This is a genomic window from Labrys sp. HAY1-8F, assembly GCF_056754975.1.
Map to the genome: position 1 here is coordinate 337,902 of NZ_JBPGWZ010000002.1, position 26,639 is coordinate 364,540.

Annotated in this window: 27 protein-coding genes and 1 pseudogene; 14 read left to right on the plus strand and 14 right to left on the minus strand. The window is 61.9% G+C overall.

Annotation, left to right across the window (positions count from 1 at the left end; all coding sequences use genetic code 11):
* Window positions 1–215 precede the first annotated feature (215 nt).
* The 9 genes from msrQ to coaD form a co-directional block, all read right to left on the minus strand.
* Complete coding sequence (gene msrQ, locus ACR9ZN_RS10530) at window positions 216–845, minus strand: protein-methionine-sulfoxide reductase heme-binding subunit MsrQ (protein WP_481272181.1); 630 nt, start codon at window positions 843–845, stop codon at window positions 216–218.
* Complete coding sequence (msrP, locus tag ACR9ZN_RS10535; RefSeq protein WP_454813939.1) at window positions 845–1,786, minus strand: protein-methionine-sulfoxide reductase catalytic subunit MsrP; 942 nt, start codon at window positions 1,784–1,786, stop codon at window positions 845–847. The genes msrQ and msrP overlap by 1 nt, the downstream gene beginning before the upstream one ends.
* Before the next feature lie 126 nt (window positions 1,787–1,912).
* Window positions 1,913–3,160, minus strand: a complete 1,248-nt coding sequence (gene dmeF / locus ACR9ZN_RS10540) for a CDF family Co(II)/Ni(II) efflux transporter DmeF (RefSeq protein ID WP_481272182.1) — start codon at window positions 3,158–3,160, stop codon at window positions 1,913–1,915.
* The gene (locus ACR9ZN_RS10545) at window positions 3,157–3,432 is read right to left on the minus strand and encodes a metal/formaldehyde-sensitive transcriptional repressor (RefSeq protein ID WP_434956418.1); all 276 of its coding nucleotides are present in this window, start codon (window positions 3,430–3,432) and stop codon (window positions 3,157–3,159) included. Before ACR9ZN_RS10545 ends, dmeF begins: the two co-directional genes overlap by 4 nt.
* 180 nt (window positions 3,433–3,612) lie before the next feature.
* Window positions 3,613–4,767 carry a tRNA guanosine(34) transglycosylase Tgt gene (gene tgt, locus ACR9ZN_RS10550; RefSeq protein WP_441771714.1) on the minus strand — a complete coding sequence of 385 codons (1,155 nt, stop codon included), beginning with the start codon at window positions 4,765–4,767 and terminating at the stop codon, window positions 3,613–3,615.
* Window positions 4,761–5,819: a tRNA preQ1(34) S-adenosylmethionine ribosyltransferase-isomerase QueA gene (gene queA / locus ACR9ZN_RS10555; RefSeq protein ID WP_454813941.1), complete on the minus strand. Its 1,059-nt coding sequence runs from the start codon at window positions 5,817–5,819 to the stop codon at window positions 4,761–4,763. The genes tgt and queA overlap by 7 nt, the downstream gene beginning before the upstream one ends.
* A gap of 140 nt (window positions 5,820–5,959) precedes the next feature.
* A complete protein-coding gene (locus ACR9ZN_RS10560) occupies window positions 5,960–6,430 on the minus strand; it encodes a peptidylprolyl isomerase (protein ID WP_434956421.1) in 471 nt (156 codons plus the stop codon).
* Between the two features lie 96 nt (window positions 6,431–6,526).
* A complete protein-coding gene (locus ACR9ZN_RS10565; RefSeq protein ID WP_454813942.1) occupies window positions 6,527–7,069 on the minus strand; it encodes a peptidylprolyl isomerase in 543 nt (180 codons plus the stop codon).
* Between the two features lie 52 nt (window positions 7,070–7,121).
* Window positions 7,122–7,640 carry a pantetheine-phosphate adenylyltransferase gene (gene coaD / locus ACR9ZN_RS10570; protein WP_454813943.1) on the minus strand — a complete coding sequence of 173 codons (519 nt, stop codon included), beginning with the start codon at window positions 7,638–7,640 and terminating at the stop codon, window positions 7,122–7,124.
* A 573-nt stretch (window positions 7,641–8,213) separates the two neighbouring features.
* Here coaD and ACR9ZN_RS10575 point away from each other — a divergent pair.
* Entirely contained in the window at window positions 8,214–8,495 is a 282-nt protein-coding gene (locus ACR9ZN_RS10575; protein WP_454813944.1) for a hypothetical protein, read from the plus strand.
* Between the two features lie 143 nt (window positions 8,496–8,638).
* On the opposite strand, the gene gyrA is transcribed toward ACR9ZN_RS10575, so the two are convergent.
* From gyrA to ACR9ZN_RS10595, 4 genes are all read right to left on the minus strand, one after another.
* Complete coding sequence (gyrA, locus tag ACR9ZN_RS10580; protein WP_454816761.1) at window positions 8,639–11,296, minus strand: DNA gyrase subunit A; 2,658 nt, start codon at window positions 11,294–11,296, stop codon at window positions 8,639–8,641.
* Between the two features lie 445 nt (window positions 11,297–11,741).
* On the minus strand, window positions 11,742–12,464 hold the full coding sequence (locus ACR9ZN_RS10585) for a class I SAM-dependent methyltransferase (RefSeq protein WP_454813945.1): 723 nt from the start codon (window positions 12,462–12,464) through the stop codon (window positions 11,742–11,744).
* Between the two features lie 139 nt (window positions 12,465–12,603).
* Complete coding sequence (locus tag ACR9ZN_RS10590) at window positions 12,604–13,578, minus strand: quinone oxidoreductase family protein (protein WP_454813946.1); 975 nt, start codon at window positions 13,576–13,578, stop codon at window positions 12,604–12,606.
* Between the two features lie 157 nt (window positions 13,579–13,735).
* Complete coding sequence (locus ACR9ZN_RS10595) at window positions 13,736–14,506, minus strand: CDP-alcohol phosphatidyltransferase family protein (RefSeq protein ID WP_434956427.1); 771 nt, start codon at window positions 14,504–14,506, stop codon at window positions 13,736–13,738.
* Between the two features lie 231 nt (window positions 14,507–14,737).
* On the opposite strand from ACR9ZN_RS10595, the gene ACR9ZN_RS10600 reads away from it, so the two are divergent.
* The 9 genes and pseudogenes from ACR9ZN_RS10600 (at window position 14,738) to ACR9ZN_RS10640 (ending at window position 22,035) form a co-directional block, all read left to right on the plus strand.
* Window positions 14,738–15,712, plus strand: a complete 975-nt coding sequence (locus tag ACR9ZN_RS10600) for a TerC/Alx family metal homeostasis membrane protein (protein WP_481272183.1) — start codon at window positions 14,738–14,740, stop codon at window positions 15,710–15,712.
* Between the two features lie 26 nt (window positions 15,713–15,738).
* On the plus strand, window positions 15,739–15,885 hold the full coding sequence (locus tag ACR9ZN_RS10605) for a hypothetical protein (protein ID WP_454813948.1): 147 nt from the start codon (window positions 15,739–15,741) through the stop codon (window positions 15,883–15,885).
* A 226-nt stretch (window positions 15,886–16,111) separates the two neighbouring features.
* Complete coding sequence (gene rpsF, locus ACR9ZN_RS10610; protein WP_434956430.1) at window positions 16,112–16,576, plus strand: 30S ribosomal protein S6; 465 nt, start codon at window positions 16,112–16,114, stop codon at window positions 16,574–16,576.
* 2 nt (window positions 16,577–16,578) lie between these two features.
* Window positions 16,579–16,818: a 30S ribosomal protein S18 gene (gene rpsR / locus ACR9ZN_RS10615; RefSeq protein WP_434956431.1), complete on the plus strand. Its 240-nt coding sequence runs from the start codon at window positions 16,579–16,581 to the stop codon at window positions 16,816–16,818.
* Between the two features lie 221 nt (window positions 16,819–17,039).
* Window positions 17,040–18,044 (plus strand): DUF2232 domain-containing protein, encoded by a 1,005-nt coding sequence (locus ACR9ZN_RS10620; protein ID WP_454813949.1) that lies wholly within the window; start codon window positions 17,040–17,042, stop codon window positions 18,042–18,044.
* A 19-nt stretch (window positions 18,045–18,063) separates the two neighbouring features.
* Window positions 18,064–18,558, plus strand: a pseudogene (gene rplI, locus ACR9ZN_RS10625) (50S ribosomal protein L9); the annotation flags it as partial.
* 231 nt (window positions 18,559–18,789) lie between these two features.
* Window positions 18,790–20,295 (plus strand): replicative DNA helicase, encoded by a 1,506-nt coding sequence (locus ACR9ZN_RS10630; protein ID WP_441771721.1) that lies wholly within the window; start codon window positions 18,790–18,792, stop codon window positions 20,293–20,295.
* 192 nt (window positions 20,296–20,487) lie between these two features.
* A complete protein-coding gene (gene alr / locus ACR9ZN_RS10635) occupies window positions 20,488–21,594 on the plus strand; it encodes an alanine racemase (RefSeq protein WP_481272184.1) in 1,107 nt (368 codons plus the stop codon).
* A gap of 54 nt (window positions 21,595–21,648) precedes the next feature.
* Window positions 21,649–22,035, plus strand: coding sequence for a VOC family protein (locus ACR9ZN_RS10640; RefSeq protein ID WP_441771722.1), 387 nt, complete (start codon window positions 21,649–21,651; stop codon window positions 22,033–22,035).
* Between the two features lie 16 nt (window positions 22,036–22,051).
* On the opposite strand, the gene ACR9ZN_RS10645 is transcribed toward ACR9ZN_RS10640, so the two are convergent.
* Window positions 22,052–22,366, minus strand: coding sequence for a polyhydroxyalkanoic acid system family protein (locus ACR9ZN_RS10645; RefSeq protein ID WP_481272185.1), 315 nt, complete (start codon window positions 22,364–22,366; stop codon window positions 22,052–22,054).
* A 206-nt stretch (window positions 22,367–22,572) separates the two neighbouring features.
* Between ACR9ZN_RS10645 and radA the strand changes: the two genes are divergently transcribed.
* The 4 genes from radA to purF all read left to right on the plus strand — a co-directional run bounded on the left by radA (window position 22,573) and on the right by purF (window position 26,596).
* A complete protein-coding gene (radA, locus tag ACR9ZN_RS10650) occupies window positions 22,573–23,976 on the plus strand; it encodes a DNA repair protein RadA (protein WP_481272186.1) in 1,404 nt (467 codons plus the stop codon).
* Window positions 23,977–24,216: 240 nt separating this feature from the next.
* On the plus strand, window positions 24,217–24,855 hold the full coding sequence (locus ACR9ZN_RS10655) for a CvpA family protein (protein ID WP_481272187.1): 639 nt from the start codon (window positions 24,217–24,219) through the stop codon (window positions 24,853–24,855).
* 83 nt (window positions 24,856–24,938) lie between these two features.
* Entirely contained in the window at window positions 24,939–25,109 is a 171-nt protein-coding gene (locus ACR9ZN_RS10660) for a hypothetical protein (protein WP_441771725.1), read from the plus strand.
* A 14-nt stretch (window positions 25,110–25,123) separates the two neighbouring features.
* Entirely contained in the window at window positions 25,124–26,596 is a 1,473-nt protein-coding gene (purF, locus tag ACR9ZN_RS10665) for an amidophosphoribosyltransferase (protein ID WP_434956440.1), read from the plus strand.
* Window positions 26,597–26,639: the final 43 nt, after the last annotated feature.

The following is a 26,639-nucleotide window of genomic DNA, read 5'->3' on the forward strand; positions in this document are numbered from 1 at the left end:
AGATCTCATACGGCCGAGCGTTCGACACGTGAGCGAGAATCAGAAATGTGGTCATGCAATTCTCCCTCATGCTGAGTGTGAACCGGGAAGCGCAACCTAGGTGCAGATTCGCGCCAAGGCAACCGATTTTTTTCATCAAAAACAGTGAGCAGGCCGCAGCCGTTGGCGCTCCCCGAGGCTGGGGAGCTCTTTTTTGAAGAAACGAGGCGCTCCGGCTATGTCGATGCCACGCGCCGTGGGCTGGGGCCACGCTTGCCGATCAGCGGCCATAACAGCCGCCAGGCCAGCAGCACGAGCACGATCGCAGCATAGATCAGCGGTTCGATCAGCCAGACCTTCTTGATCATGATGAAATGCAGCGCTCCGAGCGCGATGGCAAGGTAGACGAGCTTGTGCAATTTCGACCAGACCTTCCCGCCGAGCTTGCGGATCGACCAGTTCGTCGACGTCAGTGCCAGGGGCACGAGCAGGGTAAAGGCGGCCATGCCGATGGTAATGTAGGGGCGGCGCAGGATGTCCTGGATGGCGGCATGGAGATCGAGGCCACGGTCGAGCCAGAGCCACACGCTCAGATGCAGCAGCGCATAATAGAAAGCCACCAGGCCGAGGGCACGCCGATAGCTCAGGAGATTGATGCGCAGAAGCTGGCGTAGCGGCGTGATGCAGAGGCAGGCGATCAGGAAACGCAGAGCCCACAGGCCCAGCCCCCATTCGAGCTGGGCGATGGGATCTGCACCGATGCGTCCGGTGAAGGCAAGATAGAACAGCCAGACGGCCGGCAGCATGCCGATGACATAGACGAGCCATTTGAGCACGGGTTGCAGGCTGGCGCGTGTGAGCTGCATCAGTAATAAGCTTTCAGATCCATGCCGGAATACATCGCGGCCACCTGCTCGCCGTAGCCGTTGAACATCAAGGTCGGCTGCCGGCCGGCCAGCAGGCCGGCGCCGATGCGCCGCTCGCTCGCCTGGCTCCAGCGCGGATGATCGACCTCTGGATTGACGTTGGAATAGAAGCCATACTCGCTCGAATTTTCCAGGTTCCAGGACGTGGGCGGCTGCTTCTCGACCAGGCTGACGCGCACGATCGACTTGATGCCCTTGAAGCCATATTTCCAGGGCACGACCAGGCGTAGCGGCGCGCCGTTCTGGTTCGGCAGCGTCTCGCCATAGAGGCCTACAGCGAGGATGGTGAGCGGATTGAGCGCTTCGTCCAGACGCAGCCCCTCGACATAGGGCCATTTCAAAGCCGGAAAGAAGGCCGATTGACCCGGCATCTCCGTGGGGCGAACCAACGTCTCGAAGGCGACGTATTTGGCGCTTCCCTGCGGCTCGGCCTTCTTGATCACGTCGGCGAGAGCAAAGCCGAGCCAGGGGATGACCATCGACCAGGCCTCGACGCAGCGATGGCGGTAGATGCGCTCTTCGAGACGATAGGGCTTGATGAAGTCTTCAAGCGCATAGGTCGCCGGCTTGTTGACGAGCCCGTCGACCTTGATGCTCCAGGGCGTGGTGGTAAGCTTGCCGGCATAGGCGGCCGGATCGGACTTGTCGGTGCCGAACTCGTAGAAATTGTTGTAGCTGGTGATGTCTTCCAGGCTGGTCTGCTTCTCGTCGGTGGAATAGGCGCTCTTGGCGCCCGACAATTTGGCCGCTTCGGCGGAGAACGGCAGAAGAGCCGCGCCAGCCGCCGCGCCTATACCAGCGAGGAAACGTCGCCGGTCGACATAGGCTTGCTGGGGCGTGACATGGGCCTCGGTGAGGTCGGGGGTGTGGCGGATCAGCATGATATCCCCTGGTCGGTGGACGTGAACTTACTACCCCTTATACGCCCGTGCGGGGACCGATGTTTCTCACGATCACGTAAGGCCAATGGTAAAATCGATGTGCGCGATCGTGATCAGCGCGTTACTTCAAGCCGCCCGCCTCTTGGGCTGAACCTCGATCGTCACATGCGACAGCGAAGGAAACATCGCCAGCTTGCCGCGATAGAAGTCGGGCTCGCGGGGATGGGCCGAGGCGATGGACAAGATGGCCCCGAGATGGCCTGGACCGAGCCGCCACAGATGCAGGTCGGCGACCTTGTCGCCCTCCTCCTCGATGGTCCTGCGCATGGCGTCTGCAAGTCGACGGTCGGGCAGCATGTCGACCAGGATACCGCCGGTGTCGCGGATCAGCGTATAGGACCAACTGAGGATGACGGCGGCGCCGACCAAGCCGGCGACCGGGTCCATCCAGCTCCAGCCGGCCAGGAGACCAAGCAGGAGGCCAGCGATCACCAGCACGGACACGGCCGCGTCGGCCATGACATGAGCAACCGCCGAGCGCATGTTGTTGTCGTGATGCCCGCCATGGGAATGAGATTCGGCGAAGGCCGTCGTCAGACGTTCATCGCCGAATTCGAGCCTGATGCCGAAGGCATGGGGTTCCGGGATCTCCTCACGCGATTCCAGATAGGTGCCGTGGTTCGTGAAGGTGAAGCGCTGTCGGGTGCCATCCTCCCGCTTGGTCTCCAGGCTGACCATACCCGCATCGGGCATGGAGCCATGTGGAGGGTGCAGGCGGAAACGCGGCGGAACGCCGTCCTCGAATATGCTGAGTTCGAGCGGGCCGGCAGCCGTTGAAAATCGACGCTCTTCCTCGTGATGGTGATGGGAGCCGTGATCGTGCTCATGGCCGTGTGCGTGATGATGATGGTGACCGCTCCCGTTGAGCAGCCATACGCTGGCAATATTCACGGCCAAGCCCAGCACCGCGATGACGATCGCCTGACCATAGTCGATCGGAACCGGAGCCAGCAGGCGCATCACGGCCTCATAGGCAATCAGCAATGCGATCATCGCCAGGATGACGGCGCTGGTATAGCCGGCCAGGTCACCGACCTTGCCGGTGCCGAAGGTGAAGCGCCGATCGAAGGCATGCCGGCGCGCGTAACGATAAGCCAGTGCCGTCAACAGCAGGGCGCCGGCATGGGTCGACATGTGCAGGCCATCCGCCATCAACGCGATCGAGCCGTAGATGGCGCCGCCCACGATCTCCACCCCCATCATCGCCACGCAGAGGATGATAACTGCCCAGGTCCGGCGTTCGTTCGAATCGTGGTCCGCTCCGAGGAAGACGTGGCTGTGCTCGAAGGGGGCATTGGCGGTCGGCATGGTCATTTCAGATAACTCCTGACGACATCGATCAGATGCTCGGCGGCTTCCCTGCGGGCCGCCTCGTCGAGGCCGGGCGTCATGATGTGGTCGCGGACATGGTCCTCGATGACCTCGGCCATCATGCCGGCGATCGAACCCCTCACCCCGGCCAGCATGTGCATGATGGGATCGCAGCCCAGCTCACTCTCGAGCGCCCGCTCGATGGCCTCCACCTGCCCCTTGATGCGGCGAACCCGCGCCAGAAGCTTGGCCTTTTCCTGGATCGTATGGCTCATGATACCCTCTATAGCATAGGGGGGTAAGCTATATGGAGTAAAGCTAGACGGCAAGGACGTGGGGCGCTGGAAGACATTTCGGTGTGCCGGTCTCCAGACCGGCAATATTCAGGAAAGCGCGGTGGTTTCATGCCGGTCCCGCTCCATCTCTTGCTGGAGCGGGACCGGCACACCTAGAGCCTACAGTTTGGCGATGTCGCCCCGGGCCCAGTTTTCCTTGGTCTCGGCCTTGAAGTCGGCAAAGCGCCCTTCGGCGATGGCGGCACGCATGCCGGCCATCAGGTCCTGATAATAGGCCAGGTTGATCCAGGTCAGCAGCATCATGCCAAGGATCTCGTTGGCCTTGGTGAGGTGATGCAGATAGGCGCGGCTATAGTCGCGGGCGGCCGGACAGGTGGACGCTTCGTCGAGCGGACGGGGATCCTCGGCGTGGCGAGCGTTCTTGAGATTGACCTTGCCGAAGCGCGAATAAGCCAGGCCATGGCGCCCCGCACGCGTCGGCATCACGCAATCGAACATGTCGATGCCGCGCGACACACTCTCGATCAGGTCGTCCGGCGTGCCGACGCCCATCAGATAGCGCGGTTTTTCATGCGGCAGATGCGGCTCCACGGTCTCGATCATCTTCAGCATCACGGCTTGCGGTTCGCCGACGGCGAGTCCGCCGATGGCGTAGCCGGGGAAGTCCATGCTCGACAGTGCTTGTGCAGACGCAATACGCAGATCGGGGATGTCGCCGCCCTGTACGATGCCGAAAATCGCCTTGCCGGGCTGGGTTCCGAAGGCGCGCTTGGAGCGCTCGGCCCAGTCGAGTGACAGCCGCATGGCCCGCTCGATATCCTTGCGGGTCGACGGCAGGCGCACGCATTCGTCGAGCTGCATGATGATGTCGGAATCGAGCAGGGTCTGGATCTCGACCGAACGTTCCGGCGTGAGGCGATGGTGAGAGCCGTCGATATGGCTCCTGAAGGTGACGCCGTTCTTGTCGAGCTTGCGCAGCCCCGCCAGCGACATCACCTGGAAACCGCCGGAATCGGTAAGGATCGGGCCCTGCCAGCGCGAGAAGTCATGCAGGCCGCCGAGGGCTGCCACCCTCTCCGCGCCAGGACGCAGCATGAGGTGATAGGTATTGCCGAGGATGATGTCGGCGCCCAGGTCCTTGACCTGGTCTATATACATGGCCTTGACCGTGCCGGCCGTACCAACCGGCATGAAGGCCGGCGTGCGTACGCTACCGCGCCCCAGATGCAGGGCGCCGGTGCGGGCGGCGCCCTCAGTGGCATGAATGGCGAAGGAAACCTCGCCGGCGGTCGTCTGTGTCGAAGTATTCAGCATGGCGCCCGCCATAGCAGACTGGCATCGCCATAGGAATAGAAGCGGTAGCCCTCGGCGATCGCATGCGCATAGGCCGCCTTCATGGTGTCGTAGCCGGCGAAGGCCGAGACCAGCATCATCAGGGTCGAGCGCGGCAAGTGGAAATTGGTCATCAGGGCGTCAGCCGTGCGGAAGCGATAGCCAGGCGTGATGAAGATCGAGGTCTCGTCGGCGAAAGGCTTGATGGTGCCGTCTGCCGCAGCCGCGCTTTCGAGCAGGCGCAGCGAAGTGGTGCCGACGGCGACGATACGTCCTCCCCTGGCCTTGCAGGCGTTGAGCGCTTGCGCCGTCTCAGGGGTAACAACCCCGAACTCGGCATGCATCTTGTGTTCGGATAGATCCTCGCCCTTCACCGGCAGGAACGTGCCGGCGCCGACATGCAGCGTGACGAAATGGCGGGCAATTCCAGCCGCATCCAGCCTGTCAAACAGGTCGGGCGTGAAATGCAGCCCGGCCGTGGGAGCGGCGACCGCACCATCGGCCTTGGCATAGATAGTCTGGTAGTCCTCGCGGTCCCGCGCATCTTCGGCACGCTTGGAAGCGATATAGGGCGGCAAAGGAATATGGCCGACCGTCGCGATCGCAACGTCCAGCGCCGCACTCTCCAGCGAAAAGCGCAGAACAACCTCCCCGCCCTCGCCCTTTTCTTCGACTGCCGCACTCAGATTCTCACCGAATTCGATGGTGTCCCCAACCGCCAGGCGCTTGCCGGGGCGGGCGAAGGCCTTCCATTGCGCCGGGCCGAGGCGCTGGTGCAGCATGGCCTCGATCGCGGCCCCTGCCCCACCCGGGCGACGACGCAGGCCGTCGAGGCGCGCCGGGATGACCTTGGTGTCGTTGAAAACGAGCATGTCGCCTGCCCTCAGCATGGCCGGCAGATCGGATACGATACGATCGGTGAGCGCGGCACCGGCCGGATCGACTTCGAGCAAACGCGCACGGTCGCGGGGCTCGGCGGGGCGAAGCGCGATATTCTCGGCGGGAAGATGAAAGTCGAAATCGGAAACGCGCATGTCCAGCGATCCATACGGCCGGCACGCCGGTCGAATCTGTGATGGCCGCCACTACCAGCGTGGCTGAGCAGGGACGCTAAATTGCAAAGGGCATCACCGGATTTCTCCGATGATGCCCGATTTTTTGCCTCAGGGCGTATTTAGGCGACGTCGGCCTGAACGCGCATGGAGACGATCTTGTCGGGGTTTACCACCGGCTCGCCGCGCTTGATCTTGTCGATATTCTCCATGCCCTCGACGACCTTGCCCCAGACCGTGTACTGGCGATCGAGGAACTTGGCGTTGTCGAACACGATGAAGAACTGCGAATTGGCGGAGTTCGGCATCGAGGAGCGGGCCATCGAGCAGATGCCGCGCACATGCGACTCGTCGTTGAATTCGGCCGGGAGGTTCGGATGCTTCGAGCCGCCGGTGCCACGGCCATCGGGGCAACCGGCCTGCGCCATGAAGCCATCGATCACGCGATGGAAGACGATGCCGTCATAGAACTTTTCGCGGGCGAGCAGCTTGATGCGCTCGACGTGCTGGGGGGCGAGGTCCGGACGCAATTCGATGACGACACGGCCCTGCGTGGTTTCCATGACGATCGTGTTTTCGGGATCAGCGGCCATCGGCACGCTCCTTTCTGTCGGAAAGCGGAGTGGAATGACGGCTAGATAGTCTCTGGCCGCCCGTCTTGCAATTGGCGATTGCGATAGATGGCGGCCTTACTTGGCCATCTGCATCTTGACGATCTTGTCGGGATTGCTGACCATGCCGTTGTCGCTGGCATCACCCTTCTTGATCTTGTCGATGGCGTCCATGCCCGATACCACCTCGCCGACGATGGTGTACTGGCCATCGAGGCTGGCCTGTGGCGCATACATGATGAAGAACTGAGAATTGGCCGAATTCGGGTCGGAGGAGCGGGCCATGCCGACGACACCGCGCACGAACTTGGCTTTGTTGGTGAACTCGGCCTTGAGGTCCGGCAGGTCAGAACCGCCGGTGCCGGTGCCGGTGGGATCGCCGGTCTGCGCCATGAAGCCCTCGATCACGCGATGGAAGACGACGCCGTTGTAGAAGCCGCGCTTCACCAGCGTCTTGATCTGCTCGACATGCTTGGGCGCGAGGTCAGGCCGCAGCTTGATGGTGGCGCGGCCATGCTGGGTGTCGAGATAGACGGTGTTGGCATCGGCCTGGGCAGCCTGGGCGGGGGCGACGGCGAAGAGGCCGATCACGACGGCCAGGGCGGAAAGAATACGAAGCAAGGATTGTCTCCCTCGAAGACGGAATGGATTGCGGGTCTTGTCCGCAGGTGGATCAGGTGGTCGGCTTGGTGAACCGGACCTTCAGGCGGCGCAGCACGCCTGCCGGCACGAATCCGGAGACATCGCCGCCCATGGCCGCGATCTGGCGCACAAGCGTGGCGGTGATAGGGCGTACGATCGGCGAGGACGGCAGGAAGATGGTCTGCACGCCCGGCGCCAGGGCGGCGTTCATGCCGGCCATCTGCATCTCATAATCGAGATCGGTTCCGTCACGCAGGCCACGGATCAGCAATGTCGCTCCCACGCGGCGGGCCGCATCGACGGCAAGATCGGCAAAGGTGACGACTTCCAGACGGCCAGGGCCGAGCAAGGGTCCGCAATCTTCGCGGATCATGTCCATGCGCTCCTCCGCCGTGAACAGAGGGGCCTTGCCGGGATGCACGCCGATGGCGACCACCAGCCGATCCGCCACGGCCGCGGCATGCCGGATGACGTCGACATGGCCGTTGGTCAGGGGATCGAAGGAGCCGGCGTAGAAGGCGGTCCTTGGCGTCGTGCTGGCTGAGGTCATGGCTCTCTCATTGTTAGGGCGCGTCGTCAGTTATGGTTTCGGGCTAGACGGGCGCGATTTTGGCCATCCGCAGCGTTGCTTCGCTTGCCAAGACGCAAGTCTTGGCAACGCTCGCTCCTCCCATCTCGCCATTTTTGACCTCATCTAGCTCCAAACCATAGCTGACGACACTCCCTAAGGCTTAAGCCGAATATCCAGGCAGTCGAAATGTTTCATTTTGATACACTTGCTGTCGATCATGGTGGCGAGGCCGGTTTGCCGGAACCTTCGGAAATCATCGCCATGATCGTTCGCCCAGGGAACTTTCCGGCTGGCCACGCATTAACTGAGGCAGGAACCACGCCAAGCGAAATGCCTCGGAATTTGCAGTCTAGCGGGCGAATCTAGCCCAAAAACGGTTGATGCTCATGGCTCTCGCTCTTTGTCATTTCCTTCGCACCCTCCCCTGCACTGCCGGGGCCGCAAGGACGTCGTGTGCGAAAGCGCACGGCGAGTCACGGTCGCATCATGGTTAATGGGTCATAAGTGATCAAACAAGGTTGAGATATACCTGAGCTGATAGGATGCATGGCTATGACAACCCTTCGCCCGGCCCTGGCAATCGGTGCAAGCCTCTTCGCCCTCGCTGCCGCTTCTCTTCTGGACGTGGCCCGCATTCAGCCTCAGCAGGTTGCTGCGAGCCGTGGTGACCGATTGAACGTCGCGTCTCTCGCCGCCAATTGCGGCAAGAATTCGGTGATCGCCGCCTGCGCTGGCAATGCCGCTATCGAGCAGGCAATGCCGCCGGTGACACTGGTCCAGGTTTTCGAGGGCGCCAACCAGACCACACTGGTCAAGGTCAAGCTCTCCCACTGATATCGAATTCGCTGTCGCGCCCCTGCTTTCGGCGTGGGATACGACAGCTTCCCTCCTCCAAGACCGCCGGTTCGGCCGATCGCAAGGCCTTATCGGAACTTACAAACGGCACCCTCACGGGTGCCGCTTTTTTTGATGAGGCCTTATTCCTCGCCGCCTTCCTCTTCCTCGTCGCCGCCTTCGTCACTGACGCGCTCGACCGAGACGACCTTCTCGCCCTCGGCCGTATTGAAGACGATGACGCCCTGCGAACCACGCCCAACGATGCGGATACCCTCGACCGGGCAGCGGATGAGCTGCCCGCCATCGGTCACCAGCATGATCTGGTCGCTGTGTTCGATGGCATAAGAGGACACTAGCTTGCCGTTGCGCTGGTTGACGGCCATGGCCACGATACCTTTGCCGCCGCGGCCGGTGATGCGATATTCATAGGATGAGCTGCGCTTGCCATAGCCATTCTCGGAAATGGTGAGAATGAACTGCTCTTCGGCCGAGAGCTGGGCGTAACGCTCGGTGGAGATCTCCACCGAGGCCTCGCCCGTTTCCTCCGCATCCTCGACGCCATTGTCGCCGTTTTCGGTTTCTCCGGCCACGGCACGTCGCATCTTGAAATAGGCGGACCGTTCTTCGGGGGAAATCTCGCGATGGGCGATGATGTCCATGGCGATGACGGTGTCCTCGCCCTCCAGCCTGATGCCGCGCACGCCCATGGAGTCACGTCCCTTGAACACGCGTACATCAGGCACGGGGAAGCGTATGCACTGGCCGAGTGCGGTGGTGAGCAGCACGTCGTTGGCCTCGGTGCAGATCGAGACGTCCCGGATCTGCTCTCCCTCCTCCAGCTTCATCGCGATCTTGCCGGCGCGGTTGACCTGGACGAAGTCCGAAAGGTCGTTGCGGCGCACCGTGCCGGATGAGGTGGCGAACATGATGTGCAGCGTCGCCCACTGGTTCTCGTCTTCGGGCAGCGGCATGATCGAGGTGATGCGCTCGTCCGCCTCAATCGGCAGCAGGTTGATGAAGGCCTTGCCGCGTGCCTGGGGCGCCGCCAGGGGCAGGCGCCAGACCTTCTCCTTATAGACGCGACCTTTGGAGGAGAAGAACAGCACCGGCGTATGGGTGTTCGCCACGAACAGATAGGTGACGAAATCTTCTTCCTTGGTCTGCATGCCGGAGCGGCCCTTGCCGCCGCGATGCTGCGCCCGATAGGTGGAGAGCGGCACGCGCTTGACATAGCCGGCATGGGACACGGTCACCACCATGTCCTCGCGCTGGATCAGGTCCTCGTCCTCGAAATCGGCATCCGAATCGAGAATCTCTGTCCTGCGCGGCGTGGCGTGGGCCGTCCTGATTTCCTCGAGCTCCGTTCGCGCGATCGTCATGATGCGCTCGCGCGAACGCAGGATATCGAGATAATCGCGGATCTGGTCGGCAAGCTTTTGCAACTCGTCGCCGATCTCGTCACGGCCGAGGGCCGTCAAGCGAGCCAGGCGCAGTTCCAGGATGGCGCGGGCCTGGGCATCCGACAGGCGGTAGGTGCCGTCCTCGTTCATCGGATGCTTGGGATCGTCGACCAGCAGGATCAAGGGGGCGATGTCGCCCGTCGGCCAGTCGCGTCCCATCAGGGCCTCGCGAGCCGTGTTGGGGTCCGGGCTGGTACGGATGATGCGAATGACCTCGTCGATATTGGCGACGGCGGTGGCGAGGCCGCACAGGATATGGGCGCGGTCACGTGCCTTGTTCAGCAGATATTTGGTGCGGCGGCTGATCACGACTTCGCGGAAATCGACGAAGGCCGAGATCATGTCCTTGAGGTTGAGCAGTTCGGGCCTGCCGCCATTCAGCGCAACCATATTCGCCCCGAAGCTGGTCTGCAGCGAGGTGAAGCGATAGAGCTGGTTCAACACCACTTCGCCGACGGCATCGCGCTTGAGCTCGACCACCAGGCGCATGCCCTGACGGTCCGACTCGTCGCGCACCTCGGCGATACCCTCGATTCGCTTCTCGCGCACGAGTTCAGCGATACGCTCCTGCAGGGTCGCCTTGTTCACCTGATAGGGAATGGCGGTGACGATGATGGCGTCGCGATCTTTGCGGATTTCCTCGATCGTGGCGCTGGCGCGCATGATGATCGAGCCGCGCCCGGTGTTGTAGGCCGAGCGGATGCCCGAGCGGCCGACGATGTTGGCGGCGGTCGGGAAGTCCGGCCCCGGGATCAGCTCCATCAATTCGTCGATGGTGATGGCCGGATTCTCGATATAGGCCAGACAGCCGTCGATCACCTCGCCGAGATTGTGGGGCGGAATGTTGGTGGCCATGCCGACGGCGATGCCGCCGGCGCCATTGACCAGAAGATTGGGAAAGCGCGCCGGCAGGACCGTCGGCTCTGACCTGGTGCCGTCATAGTTCTCCTGGAATTCGACCGTATCCTTGTCGATGTCGTCGATCATCGCCACGGCGGCTTTCGACATACGCGACTCGGTGTAGCGCATGGCCGCCGGCGGATCGCCGTCCACCGAGCCGAAATTGCCCTGCCCGTCCACCAGCATCAGGCGCATCGAGAAGGGCTGGGCCATGCGGACCAGGGCGTCGTAGATCGATTGGTCGCCATGTGGATGGTACTGACCCATCACTGCGCCGACGATATTGGCCGACTTGACGTATTTGCGATCGGGCGTGTGGTTGTTCTCGTACATCGAATGCACGATGCGCCGATGGACCGGCTTCAGGCCGTCACGTACGTCCGGCAAGGCACGGCTCACGATCACGCTCATGGCGTAATCGAGATAGCTGCGCCTCATCTCGTCGGTGATGGAAGTCGAGCGGATGTCGGACGGTTCCCCGTCTTCCGGCCTCTTGTCGTTTTCGTCAGTCAATGCACGGCCTCAAACCGATTCTGCGGCGTCCTCGTGAGCACGACGCGTATTGGGAATACGCTCCTTGCTCACGCTTTTCGTTCTCGACGCGTCCTAGAGCAAAGTGCGTTCAAGCGTGAACGCCAATTCGCTCCAGCTCTTTGTTTCAACGCATCTTTGCGATTTGAAGTGATCCATTCAAATCACAAAACGCTACGGCGATTCTCAGTGATTCCATTAAATCGCAAAACGCTTTAGCCCATTCCGTCCCCCGGCACCACCCTGGCGCTTCGGGTGCCAACAGCATTCTTCGATTTGTCTTTCAAAGGGTTATTCGTGACTCTTACCGAATGTTGTGGAGCCGAAAAACATGGCAGGCGTGAGGCACCGCTCATGTAGGCTTTCGCCCGCACACCCCGGTCGCGCATCCATAGAAGAATTTCCGATACTCCACCTGCAGGCCTTCCGCTTCCAGCATGCGGGCGAAGGCGGAGGCATCTCCGAAATTGGCGCTGTAGGTTCCGATCATCGCAAAATCCTGAGCCCCTTTCAGAAGGAAGCGTTCGATCATGGGCAGCACCGCTCTCAAATGAAACCGATAGAGCGGGCGTAGCCACCATCCCTTGGGATCGGAAGCCTCGATCAGCGAGAAACTGCCTCCCGGCTTGAGACAGCGGGCGATCAAGGCCGCGAGCTTGCGATGCTGGACCGGGTTGAACGTCTTCAGCCCGAAGGTTGAAATCACGAAATCGGCGCTGCCATCGGGCAAGTTGCTGGAGAGGACGTCGTCCTCGATGAAGGCGATCTTATGGGCTCGATGCGCATGGAGACGGGTCATGGCGCGCTGGTGCATGCCTGTGGAAATATCGACGGCAACGATGCCGCCGATGGCGGGGTGGCGCTTCAGAAGATGGGGCCAGACCTCTCCAGTGCCGGCCATGAGGTCGTAGCCCGTCGCGGCGGATGCCGCCGGTGCCGGCAGCGCCTCGACGCATTGCCGGCGCCAGCGTTCGGTAAAGCCGAGCGAACACCAAGTGCTGAACGCGATATATTTATCGGAACAGCGATCGAAGACGCCTTTTACGAATTGCGGGTCGTAGATGTCCTCGGCCATTCGCTACCGCTATGGGAGTTTCGTGACAAATTTACCGGCTAGAGCGCCTTGCGATTTGACGGAAGCAGCGGGAATCGCAAAGACACGTTGAAACAAAGACTTAGCCCAGGCAAGCGGTTACACTTAAACGTGCTTTGCTCTAGGGCAACAGGATCGACGATCCCGTTGTTCCGCGCCCTTCCAGGTCCTCATGCGCCTTGCGGGCATCCTTGAGCGCATAACGCTGGTTGACCGGGATGTTCACCTTGCCGGAGGCGACCGTCTCGAACAGGTCATGGGCCGTGGCCAGAAGATCGGCGCGTTCGGCGACATAAGTTCCCAGCGTCGGGCGGGTGGCGAAGAGCGAGCCCTTCTGGGACAGGACCAGCATGGGAACCGGCTCGACCGGGCCGGAGGCATTGCCGAATGAAACCCACATGCCGAGCGGCTTCAGGCAGTCGAGCGAGCCGGGATAGGTATCCTTGCCCACGCCGTCGTAGACCACGTCGCATTTGCGGCCATCGGTGATTTCGGCGACACGCTTCACCCAATCCTCGTCGCGGTAGAGAATTGTGTGGTCTGCGCCATTGGCGCGGGCCAGGGTGGCCTTTTCTTCCGAGCCAACGGTGCCGATCACGGTGGCGCCTAGCGCCTTGGCCCATTGGCACAGGATCAGCCCGACGCCGCCCGCGGCCGCATGCACCAGCACGGTCTGGCCGGTCGCAACCTTGAAGGTACGCCGGATCAGATATTGCGCTGTCATGCCCTTGAGCATCATGCCGGCTGCCTGCTCATAGGAAATCGCCTCTGGCAGCGGGACGAGCCTATCGGCCGGATAGGTGCGTTCCGATGCATAGCTGCCATTGGCGCCGGCATAGGCCACGCGGTCGCCAGGCTTGAATTCGGTCACCCCATCGCCGACCGCGACCACCTCTCCGGCGCCCTCTGCGCCGAGAGTGAAGGGCAGAGACGGCGCCTTGTAGAGGCCCGAGCGATAATAGGTGTCGATATAGTTCACGCCGCAGGCATGCTGACGGATCAGGACCTCGCCGGCTGCGGGCAGCGGTGTGGCGATCTCCTCATAGGTGAGAACCTCGGGGCCGCCGGTCTGATGAACGCGAATGGCTGCGGGCATGGCAAATACCTATCGTTGAAATCAAGTCATGAAACGGTGGGTCGCCTTTCGGGCGCTTGCAACTGTAATCCGGTGTGAGCACGCCTGACGATGTTGCCGATGTCGGGGATGATGTCCAGGGCCGTCGGCGTTGACAAGGGCGCCCCTGCTGCGGGCATTACTCCGCCCTGCGATCATGAACCGGTGCCGTGCGGAAATATCCGAGGATCAGGAAATAAACACCGATGATGCAAAGCGCCCAGGTGACCCAGTGTGCCGGGTCGACATTCTCCCAGATCGCCACAATCGCCAGCACCGACCATGCCACCAGCAAGGCCAGCGTGGGCAAACGAAGCTTGGTCACGCGCAGTGGATGCACGAACACGAAGGATGCGAAGGTCATCAGACCGAGCGCCAGCACCGCCAGGAAGATGAGGGTCATGGACAGGATCGTCGGCTGGGCCGGGCTGAGCAGGAAGAAATAGAATACGATCAGGTTCCATACGGCCGGGAAGCCTTTGAACCAGGCATCCTCCGTCTTCATCTCGTTGTCGGCGAAATACATCGCGCTGGTGAGAAGAATCACCGCCATGGCGATGAGGTTGAGCACATTGTTCGAACCGCCGAGCATGCCCGAACTGTAGAGGGCATAGGCCGGGACGATGACATAGGTAAGATAGTCGATGATCAGATCGAGAGCGACGCCCGACCAGCGGGGCGAAGCTTCGGTGATGTTGATCTTGCGGGCAATCGTGCCGTCGATGCCATCCACGAACAAGGCGAGCGCCAGCCAGGCGAACATCGTGCGCCAATCATGTTGGACAGCCGCTATGAGGGCAAGAAACCCCCACAGCACACCGCTGGCCGTAAACAGGTGCACACCGAAGGCCAGCCGCTTCTGCTGCGGGGTGATCGGATTGCCGGAAGATATAGGAGGTGATGAAGCCAACGCTGCTCGGATTCTCTACTGAAGGAGTGTCATCATATCGCCACATACCATCGGCGCTAGAATATTTTCTCTCTCCGGTTCGGGTGCCCACAAGAACTTCCAGGCCGGCACGCTGGATGCCGCACGCTCCCGATGAGGGCGTTTGGCGGTTGACAGGTCCCCTCACGGGCACCAACACTGCTCGAACCACCCACATCGCCGAGCCGGAAGTCGAAAACGAGCGCGCGATCCATGGAATGGTCGGCACTATCTCTGGCGTCCGGTGACATGCTGGGAGCGCCGCCGTGGTTCTGGGCGATCTTCGCATCGTCCATTACCGCCATTCTCATCTTCGACCTGGGTTATCTCAATCGCCGCATTCCGGTCCTGTCGCTTGGCCAATCGGTCGCCTTGACGACGGCCTATGCCGTCCTTGCCGCCCTGTTCGGCTGCGGCGCATGGCTGTATTTCGGGCCAGAGAAAGGCTCGCTGTTCTTTACGGCTTACGCGCTGGAACAATCACTTTCGATCGACAATGTCTTCGTAATGTCGGTGATCTTCGCCTTTTTCGGCGTGCCTCGCCAATATCAGCATCGGGTGCTTTTCTGGGGAATCGTCGTCGCCATTGTCCTGCGGGCCATCTTCGTCGGCCTCGGCGCGGCGATCGTGGCGCGATTTGCCTGGGTGCTCTATCTGTTCGGCCTCTTTCTGATCGTGACCGGGCTGCGCATGCTTCGTAGCATGGACGAACAGGTCGATCTCGACCAGAATCGGGCGATTGCATGGTTCATGCGTCATCTGCGCATGACGACGAAGATCACCGGCGAGCATTTCTTCGTTCGTCTGCCGAAGCCTGGCGGCGAAAGGCCCGTCCTGCATGCGACGCCCCTGTTCGCGGCCTTTGCGGTGGTCAATGTGGCGGACATCGTCTTCGCCGTGGACAGCGTGCCGGCAGTCCTGTCGCAGACCCAGGACCCCTTCATCGTCTACACTTCCAACATCTTCGCCATTCTCGGCCTGCGGGCGCTATACTTCGTCATTGACGCGCTTATCGCCACGTTTCGCTATCTGAAGGTCGCCCTGGCGATATTGCTGATTTTTATCGGCGCCGTGATTTTCTACGAACGTCTCGTCGGCGAGTTCGACAATGTGCTGACCATGACGATTACCTTTGCGACGTTGGCGGTCGCCGTACTCGCCTCGATCTTGAAACCCGAGAGGACCTGATTGCATCAAGCGGTTCGAGCCGCGTCTTGTCCGTAGAGGCGCTCGAATTGGGAAATCAGCCAGGCAAGACCGGCATCGGTATCGCCGATACCCATGCCGTTCAATTCCTGGTCGAGAACGGTTACGTCACTGGCCCTGTGATCGAATGCGACGGCGGCCTGCGTCTGGTATAGACAACTTATTCCTTGCGCTGATGCGGCAAACTCTGTATGCACCCGGCTTCGCTTCGGCCGGAGGCTGAACGGATGACTGCGCTCGCGCAGTGGAGCCCCAGGGTTCCTGCATCCCGTGTCTTCGCCCTCTTAAGACATTCCTCGACGGCCTGCCGGGTCACGAGGGGCTTCGCGCCAGGCGAACGTGACAACCACGACGCGTTGTAACCAAAAGACAGGCCATCTCATGCCGAATTACGAGCATGTCTTCCTGGCTCGCCAAGACGTGACCTCCCAGCAGGTCGAAGCGCTGACCGCCCAGTTCAAGGGTGTGATCGAAGCGCATGGCGGCACCGTAGGCAAGACCGAATATTGGGGCGTCAAGTCCCTGCAGTATCGCATCAAGAAGAACCGCAAGGCTCACTTCACGCTGCTGAACATCACCGCGCCGCATGCGGCCGTGGCGGAAGTCGAGCGTCAGATGTCGATCTCCGAAGACATCCTGCGCTTCCTGACCCTTTCCGTCGACGAGCTCGAGGAAGGCCAGTCGGCCATGCTGCGCAAGTCCGACCGCGACGAGCGTCGTGATGACGACCGTGGCTTCGGCTTCGGCGGCGGCCGTGGCGGCCCCCGCTCTGGCGGCAATGATCGCCCTCCGCGCCGTGAGCGCTTCGAAGGCGCTTCTGAAGAGCAGCCGCAGGGAGAAGAATGATCATGGCTACCACACCTGGACGCCGGCCCTTCTTCCGCCGCCGCAAGACCTGCCCGTTCTCGGGCCCGAATGCGCCGAAGATCGACTACAAGGACGTCAAGCTCCTGCAGCGCTACATTTCCGAGCGCGGCAAGATCGTCCCTTCCCGTATCACGGCCGTTTCGGCCAAGAAGCAGCGTGAATTGGCTCAGGCCATCAAGCGCGCCCGCTTCCTGGGCCTGCTGCCCTACGTGATCGGCTGATGCGTTTGCGGCGAGGCGTTCTTAAAGTATTTTCCAGAAAAGTTGATGGACTTTTCGATTAAGAAAATGCGTCAAAAGATACAGAGAAAGTGCGATTTATCTAAATTGTACTTTCTCTCGTGCCTCGCCGCCTATCTCCAACGACAGTCAGCCGGATGATCCGGCCATGGCTGGGGTCTTCACCGCAAGGCCTCTAACCGCGACAGCGGGACAGCTCGACAATGCAACGCGATATCCTCATAGGCCTAGGTGCCGGCCTTGCTGCAGCCATTCTGGTGCTGGCACCCGCGAGCGGCTCGGGCTTCGGCATTTTGCTGTCCATATTCGCCGCGCTGCCCATTACCTTGGTCACGTTGTGCTGGGGGTCTCGCGCCGGCCTTGCTGCGGCCATCTCCGCGATGGTGCTGCTGGTGATTGCCGCCTCGGCTCTCCCCTCGAATGCACCTGAATTCTCCCCCTTCCGATTGGCTCTGCAATTTGGCGTCTCTCGGGCATTGCCTGCCTGGGGCCTTGCCTATCTCGCTATTGCCGGATTCGGCGACGCCACGGCGGAGCGGCGCCATATTTCGCTCGGCAGTCTGGCCATTGTCGCCGCCGTGCTGAGCATGACGGGCACGTTGTTTGCGATGCTCGCGCTGGGCTCCACCCACGAACAGGCGCTCGCCAATCTCCGCAATGAAATCACGCAGGCCTATCGCATCATGATGGGGCTGGCGAAGGATCAGCCCATCCCCGCACAGGATGGCATGGACCCGGAAGCTTTCCTGCGGGTCTTCAGCGTTGTGCTTCTTCCGTTCACGGCCCTGGTCACCACGGTTTCCAATCTCGGCGGTCTGTGGCTGTCGGCCCGCATCGCCCGGATCTCGGGCCGGCTGCCGCGGCCCTGGCCCGACATCGCCGCGCAATTGCACCTTCCGATCTGGTCGATGGGCCTTCTGGCTGTGTCCTGTGCGCTGTCACTGCTTCCCGGCGCAGTCGGCTTTGCCGGGCAGTTGCTGTTGGCAGCGCTGCTCGGCGCCTTCCTGATCCAGGGTTTCGCCGCGGTGCATTTCCTTACCCGCGGCGGCGCCATGCGGTCGCTGATCCTGGCCCTGGCCTATCTGCTGTGCGTATTCCTGTCCTGGATTGCGCTGCCGCTGATAATCGTGCTCGGCCTCGTCGAGACTTTCTTCAATCTGCGCGGTCGCTTTGGTGGCCGCTCCAATACCCCCAGTACCCCTCAATAGACGAACAAAGGAGACAAACATGGAAGTCATTTTGCTGGAGCGCGTTTCCAAGCTCGGCCAGATGGGCGAGACGGTCAAGGTGAAGGACGGCTATGCCCGCAACTTCCTCCTGCCGAACAACAAGGCCCTGCGCGCCACCAAGGCCAACAAGGAGCGCTTCGAGAAGGAGCGCGTGCAGCTCGAAGCCCGCAATCTCGAGCTCAAGAAGGAAGCCGAGGCCGTTGCTGCCAAGCTCGATGGCCAGACCTTCACCCTGATCCGCCAGGCTGGCGAAACCGGTCAGCTCTACGGTTCGGTCACTGCCCGCGACCTTGCCGAGGCCTCAACCGCCGGCGGCTTCACCGTCGAGCGTTCGCAGTTCGTGCTGAACACGCCGATCAAGACCATCGGCCTGCACAAGGTGCTCGTCCATCTGCACCCGGAAGTCGAAGTCACCGTCACCACCAACATCGCGCGCTCGCCTCAGGAAGCCGAGCGCCAGATTCGTGGCGAGGACGTGCTCGTCCAGCAGGACGACGAGGAGACCTTCGAGAATCCCGAGGATATCGAGATCCCCGGCGTTCCCGGCACCGGCGAGCAGCCCGAGGTCTGAGTCTCGGTTACTCGATACGATCAAGAGCCGGGCGCCCGTCGCCCGGCTTTTATTTTGTGCGACTGTGAATCATTGTGAATTGCCGATCGGAGGCCAAGCGGACGAGTGGGCGTGCTAAGCTTGCCCCCGACGAATCATGATCCGCAGAGCCTGATGTCCACACCTGTCGAAGCCACCGTACACAAGCTCGAGACCGGCCAAGCCGCAACCTTTCGGCAAGCTCCCAGCAATGTCGAGGCCGAACAGGCCCTGCTGGGCGCGATCCTGGTCAACAACGAAGCGTTCTACCGGGTCTCCGACTTCCTGCTGCCGGAGCATTTCTTCGACCCCTTCCATCGCAAGATCTACGAGCTCGCCTCAAGCCTCGTGCGTGCCGGCAAGATGGCAACGCCCATCACGCTGAAGACCTTCCTCGGGCCGGACCAGGACATTGGCGGGCTCACCACCCAGCAATATCTCATCCGATTGGCGACTGAGGCTACCACGGTCATCAATGCGGCCGATTATGGCCAGATCATCTATGATCTCGCACTTCGGCGGTCCCTGATCCAGGTCGGCGAGGAATTGGTCAACGTCGCCTATGACGCCCCTGTGGACATGACGCCGGGCGACCAGATCGAGGAGGCCGAACGCCGGCTGTTCGCCTTGGCCGAGACCGGGCGCAACGAAGGCGGGTTCTCGACCTTCTCGGATGCGTTGAAGGATGCCATCGACATGGCCTCCGCCGCCTATCAGCGCGATGGCCAATTGTCGGGGCTTGCCTCCGGGCTTGACGATCTCGACAGGATGATGGGCGGCCTGCAGCCGTCCGACCTCATCGTTCTTGCCGGTCGTCCCGGCATGGGCAAGACCTCGCTTGCCACCAATATCGCCTACAACATCGCCAAGAATTACCAGTTCGAGATCCTGCCAGACGGTTCACGCAAGACCATCGATGGCGGTTCGGTCGGCTTCTTCTCGCTGGAAATGTCCGCCGAACAGCTCGCCACCCGTGTCGTGGCCGAGCAGGCCAACGTGCCTTCCTACAAGATCCGCCGCGGCGATCTTTCGGAGGACGAGTTCAGCCGCCTGGTCACCGCCAGCCAGGACATGCAGGCGACGCCGCTCTATATCGACGACAGCGGCGGCATTTCCATCGCCCAACTCGTGGCGCGCGCACGGCGCTTGAAGCGCCAGCGCGGCCTCGACCTCCTGATCGTCGACTACATCCAGCTCCTCACCGGTTCGGGCAAGAAGGGCAGCGAGAACCGCGTGCAGGAAATCACCGAGATCACGACGGGCCTCAAGGCGCTGGCCAAGGAGCTGAATGTGCCGCTCATTGGCCTGTCTCAGCTCTCGCGTCAGGTGGAATCGCGTGACGACAAGCGCCCGCAGCTCTCGGATCTGCGTGAATCCGGCTCGATCGAGCAGGACGCCGACGTGGTGATGTTCGTGTTCCGTGAGGAATATTACGTGAAGAACAAGATGCCCAAGGAAGGCACCGAGGAGTTCTTCAAATGGCAGGCGGAGATGGAAAGCCTGGCCGGCGTCGCTGAAGTGATCATCGGCAAGCAGCGTCATGGCCCGACCGGTACGGTCAAGGTGCAGTTCGACGCCGACGTCACGCGTTTCGGCAATCTCGCCCGCACCGATCATCTGCCGATCCAGACCGGCGAATAGGCCACAACCTTTTGGTCGGCGGCAATCTTTGCCGCAAGCAGAATTTCTGGTGAGGCCCGCCGATGGGCATCGCCAGAAAATTCTGCAAATGTTTGGTCTCTTGCAGCTTCCTCCTGGTCGTTCCCGTGGCTCGACCAGGAGGAAGCTGCTCAGGGCCTTCCGCCGAATTCAAGTCAGCCTTATGGTCCGCGCATGACCGATTCCCTGCCTCCCGTCTATGCCCGCCTGACCATCGACACCGACGCCCTCGCCGCCAATTGGCGGCGCTGCGGGCAGCAACGACCGAAGGCCGAATGTGCGGCCGTGGTGAAAGCCGATGGCTACGGCCTGGGTATCGACAATGTCGTGCCGGCGTTCAGCCGGGCCGGATGCCGCACCTTCTTCGTGGCCCAGATCGACGAGGGCATTCGTGTGCGCAGGCTGGCCCCGGAGGCGACGATCTATGTCCTGAGCGGCCTTGCGCCCGGCCATGGCGACAGGTTCGCCGAGAATGGTCTGAGGCCGGCCTTGGGATCGCGCGAGGAATTGCGCGAATGGTCCGCATTCGCCTCCGCCACCGGCTGGCAGGGAGGCGCTGCCCTGCACGTGGATACGGGCATGTCCCGGCTCGGACTGCGCGTGGACGAGGCCCATGCCCTGGTGGCGGAGGGAGAGCTGTTCAGGCCCTCCTTGCTGATGAGCCACCTTGCCTGCGCCGATACGCCCGAGCACCCGCTCAATGCCAGGCAGTTCGAGGCCTTCGCCGAGGTCAAATCGCTTTATCCGGATGTACCCGCCTCGCTCTGCAACTCCTACGGCACATTCCTGCCGGCGGATATCGGTTATGATCTGCTGCGCCCGGGCGTCGCGCTGTATGGTTCTAATCCCCAGCCAGGCCAGTCCAATCCGATGCGGCCGGTGATCACCCTCTCCGCCCAGGTCCTGCAAGTTCGTGACGTCCTGGCGGGCGAACATGTCGGATATGGCGCAACCTGGACGAGCCGGCAGCCCGCCCGCATCGCCATGGTGGCAATCGGTTATGCCGATGGCTATCTGCGCTCGGGGTCCTCCTCCGACGATTTCGACACGGCCGTGGCTGCTGTCGCCGGCAAATACTGCCTGATCGCCGGACGCATCTCGATGGACATGACGGCGATCGATGTAACGGAGCTGCCATCAGGGGCGGTGAAACGAGGCGATTGGGTCGAACTGATCGGGCCTCACCTACCGGTCGACGAGGTGGCTCGCCGCGCAGGTACCATCGGCTACGAGATACTCACCAGCCTCGGTACGCGCTATGATCGCCATCTGGCGACCTAGTCGATAGCGTGTCTGCGCCGCCACTCATCAGAGGCTTGCTTGGGAAGAGCTGCAATGATCGACCATCTCGGCTTTCCGGTACGCGACTATCAGCGCTCCCGTGCCTTCTACGACCAGGCTCTCACGCCGCTCGGCTATTCGGTGCAAAAGGAAGTCACCCGGGAAATGACCGGCGGCAGCGCCCATTGCGGCTATGGCGCGGATGGACGGCCCCAGTTCTGGATCGGCGATGGCCAGGCCAGGGAAGGCAGCTTCCACATTGCCTTTGTCGCGAAAAGCAGGAAGGCCGTCGATGCCTTTCATGCCGCCGCGCTGGCAGCCGGGGCGCGCGAAAACGGTGCGCCGGGAATTCGCGCCCATTACCATCCGAACTACTATGCAGCCTTCGTGCTCGATCCCGACGGGCATAATATCGAGGCAGTCTGCCACCTCCCCGACTGACGGCACGCCCTAGGCCTTACCCCTTGTGCTCCAACAGCCCTTGGCCGCGCTGCTGTATCAGCGTGGTCACCTTGTCTGCGAGCATGGACAGGAAGATCGGCAGCAGGATGCTCACCGTCACCGCATCGTCGCCAATATCGACGCTGCCTGAAATGGCCTGCTTGAACACACTCAGGCGACAATCGAACCTGTCGCCGTTCCAGTTTTCCTCGAGCGAAGTGAATTGCCCGGCATAGCTGTCGCGCAACTGGGCAATACCATCCTCGACACGCTTGCGTGCGGCTGCGCGGCCGAGAGTGTGGGGAATGGTGACGGTCAGCGGGCGTGACATGGACTGTTCCAGGATGGGGCGCGTTTATGAAGATATAGGTTGTGGTTCGGCTTGCCTGCAAGGGGCGGTCGTTCCTGGCGCGTCGACTGAACCCGTAAACCCGACCTTTCCTTGCTGCCTTGAGTTTGATGGCCCGGGTCTTACGACGGCGACCAGCCTGGGCCGTTGGATTTGATCAGACTCGACCCGCCCGCTAGAAGGGCGTCATGGCCAAGCGAACTCCCTCCTATGTCTGCCAGAACTGCGGTGCCGCCTATAATCGCTGGCAGGGCAAATGTGATGCCTGCGGCGAGTGGAACTCGATCGCCGAGGAGACCAGCGCCATCGCGGCCGTTCCTGCCTCACAGCGTTCCAGAGGACGGGGACGGGCTTTTGCGCTCGAAAGCCTGACGGGATCGACCGACGAGGCACCGCGCATGGTCTCGGGGATCGATGAACTGGACAGGGTGACCGGCGGAGGCTTCGTGCGCGGCTCCGTCCTTTTGCTGGGCGGTGATCCCGGTATCGGCAAATCGACGCTGCTGATCCAGGCCTGCGCCGCGCTTGCCAACCGCAACGCCCGGGTCATCTATATTTCAGGTGAAGAGGCCGCTGCGCAGGTGCGCTTGCGGGCTGAGCGGCTGGGGCTTGCCGGCGCACCGGTGGAACTGGCCTCCGAGACTTCGGTCGAGGACATCCTGGCGACCTTCGAACACGGCTCGCCACCACGCCTGGCGGTGATCGATTCGATCCAGACCATGTGGACGGATACGATGGAATCGGCGCCCGGCACCGTCACGCAGGTACGCGGCTCGGCGCAGGCGCTGATCCGTTATGCCAAGCGTTCGGGCACCACTGTCATTCTCGTCGGCCATGTCACCAAGGACGGGCAGATCGCCGGCCCGCGCGTCGTCGAGCATATGGTCGACGCCGTGCTGTCGTTCGAGGGCGACGGCGGGCGTGATTTCCGCATCCTGCGCGGGGTGAAGAACCGCTTCGGCCCGACCGATGAGATCGGCGTGTTCGAGATGACCGGGCTCGGCTTGCGCGAAGTGACCAACCCCTCCGCCTTGTTTCTGTCGGAGCGTGATCTCGGGTCGCCGGGTACGGCCGTGTTCGGCGGCATGGAGGGCACGAGGCCGCTTCTGGTCGAGATGCAGGCTCTGGTGGCGCCGACAAGCCTGGGCACCCCCCGGCGCGCCGTGGTGGGGTGGGATACCAGCCGCTTGTCCATGGTGCTTGCCGTGCTTGAGGCCCATTGCGGCGTCAAGCTGGGCGGGCATGACGTCTACCTCAATGTGGCCGGCGGCTTGCGCATCCAGGAGCCCGCAGCCGATCTTGCCGTGGCGGCCGCTTTGATCTCCTCCCTCACGGGTGCTCCCCTGCCCGCGGATGCCGTGTATTTCGGCGAAGTCTCCCTGTCTGGATCGGTCCGGCCGGTGGCTCACATGGGCCCCCGTTTGAAGGAAGCAGCCAAGCTCGGTTTCCATCGCGCCGTCTGCCCTGTACCGGGGAACGAGTCGGGCTCGGATAGCGGCATGCGGGTGAATGGCGTTGCCTCACTTGCGACACTTGTTGCGGATATTGCCGCTTCCAAGCAGAACCCTCGCACCTCATCCACGCGTGGATGAGGTGCGAGGGTTCTGCGGACGTTTGAAGCATTGTCGATTCTCCGAGGGTGACCCACCAAGCCACTCTCGGAGAATCGACTTGTGAGAGCCAAAGGCGGAAATCCACTAAAGTTTCGCCATGAAGCGGGTATTTCCGTCGATTGCGCTGCAGCAAATGGATGACGTCGTGTCGAACCGTCGTTATAGAAAGGCGCGGCGCTGCCTGTCGTGCCGCCTAGTTCAAATCAGGATAGACCGCCAATGCCCGTAACGCTGCTGGATCTGATCGTCATCGGCGTCATGCTGATTTCGGCCCTTCTCGCAATGGTACGAGGCTTCACCCGGGAAGTTCTGGCCATCGCGGCCTGGGCCGCCGCCGCCGTGGCGACCTTGTTGCTATTCTCGCGTGTGCTGCCGCTGGTTACGCCCTACATCAAGAACGATACGCTGGCCCGTATCACGACGGGGGCCGGCATCTTCCTGCTCGTTCTCCTGATTGCATCCTTCATCACGATCCGTATCTCCGACATGATCCTAGACAGCCGGATCGGGGCGATCGATCGAACGTTTGGCTTCCTGTTCGGTGCGGCCCGTGGCCTCCTGCTTGCCATCGTCGCCTTCATCTTCTTCAGTTATCTGGTGCCGCCGAAGTCGGAGCCGGCCTGGGTGCAGGATGCCAAATCCCGCCAGCTTCTGGTGTCCGGGCGCGACTGGATCCTCACCTTGCTGCCGAGCGATCCTGAAAACGTGATCCTGAAGCAGTTGCGGGCGAATGAAGTGATCGGACCTGGCGCCGACACCAACACCAATGCGCAAGAGCCCGATCCGGATGCTGCCGGCGCTCCCGCCGCGCCCCAGACCCAGCCGGCCCCCCCTGCCCCGGCGGCGCCCGCGCAATGATGCAATTGCATTTCCACAGGAAACTTCCCAAGCAGAGTTTCCCGGTGGGGCCCGTGGGCGGGTCTCGCCGGGAAACTCTGCAAATGTTTGATATCTTGCAAATTCTTCTTGATCGAGCCCATGGCTCGATCAAGAAGAATTTGCTTGGCAGGCATGCTGGAAAAGTCGATCGGTGGTACTATCTCAATGTCGAACGGAGCGGCGAAGCCTTGTTTCGGGCCGCTCAGCCCCTTTTGGAGAAGAAATCCAAGTGAGCGGAAAAGTCCAAATGAGCGCCATGGCCCGTGAAAACGACGATCTGGATCTCGACGCCGACCGCCTGCGTGAGGAATGCGGTGTGTTCGGTATCTTCGGACACAGCGAGGCCGCGGCCATTACCACCCTCGGCCTCCATGCCTTGCAGCATCGTGGGCAGGAAGCTTGCGGTATCGTCACCTTCGACGGGGCGCGCTACAATTCGGAGCGGCGGCTCGGACTGGTCGGAGATACCTTCTCCAAGCGCGATGTGATCGAACGCCTGCCGGGCTCGCAGGCTATCGGCCACACCCGCTACTCCACCACAGGCGGCACCATCCTGCGCAATGTGCAGCCGCTGTTCGCCGAACTTGAGGGCGGCGGCTTCGCCGTGGCCCATAACGGCAATCTCACCAACGGGCTGACGCTGCGGCGCGAATTGATCGCTCGCGGCTCGATCTTCCAGGCCACGTCGGATAGCGAGGTGATTCTGCATCTGGTCGCGCGCTCGACGCGGGAAAAGTTCATCGATCGCTTCATCGACGCCCTGTTCCAGATCGAGGGTGCCTATGCCTTTGTCGGCCTGACCAATCATATGCTGGTCGGCGCCCGCGATCCTCTCGGCATTCGCCCCCTGGTGCTGGGTGAACTCGATGGCTGCTACATTCTTGCCTCGGAGACGTGCGCCCTCGACATCATCGGCGCCCGCTTCGTGCGCGACATCGAGAATGGCGAGGTCGTCGTCATCACCAAGGAAGGCGTGGAGTCGCTGAAGCCATTTCCGCGCGTGCCGCCCCGCCCCTGCATCTTCGAATATATCTATTTCGCCCGACCGGACTCCATCGTTCACGGTCGCAGCGTCTATGCCGTGCGCAAGAGCTTCGGTGCCCAACTGGCGGCCGAAGCCGGCGTTGAGGCCGATGTGGTGGTGCCGGTGCCGGATTCCGGCGTACCAGCGGCGATCGGCTATGCCCAGGCCGCCGGTCTGCCTTATGAGCTCGGCATCATCCGCAATCACTATGTCGGACGCACCTTCATTCAGCCGACCCAGGCCATCCGCGAAATGGGCGTGCGCATGAAGCACAGTGCCAACCGTTCGGTGATCGAAGGCAAGCGTGTCGTGCTGATCGACGATTCCATCGTGCGCGGCACCACTTCGGTGAAGATCGTGCGCATGATGCGCGATGCCGGTGCCAAGGAGGTGCATTTCCGCATCTCCAGTCCGCCGATCACCCATCCCGACTATTACGGCATCGATACGCCCGACAAGGAGAACCTGCTGGCGGCGCGGATGGATCTGGAAGCGATGCGCGCCTATATGGGCGCCGACTCGCTGGCCTTCCTGTCGGTTAATGGTGTCTACAAGGCGTGCGGCTACGACCAGCGCGACCCAGTCCGTCCGCAATTTACCGATCACTGCTTCACCGGCGACTATCCCACCTTCCTGACCGATGTGGTTGGCGAAGGAGCCAAGCAGCAATTCGCATTGCTCGCGGAAGCAAGCTGATCTGTCTCCACCCCGGCAGGGGTGGACGAGCTTTCCGCTGGCC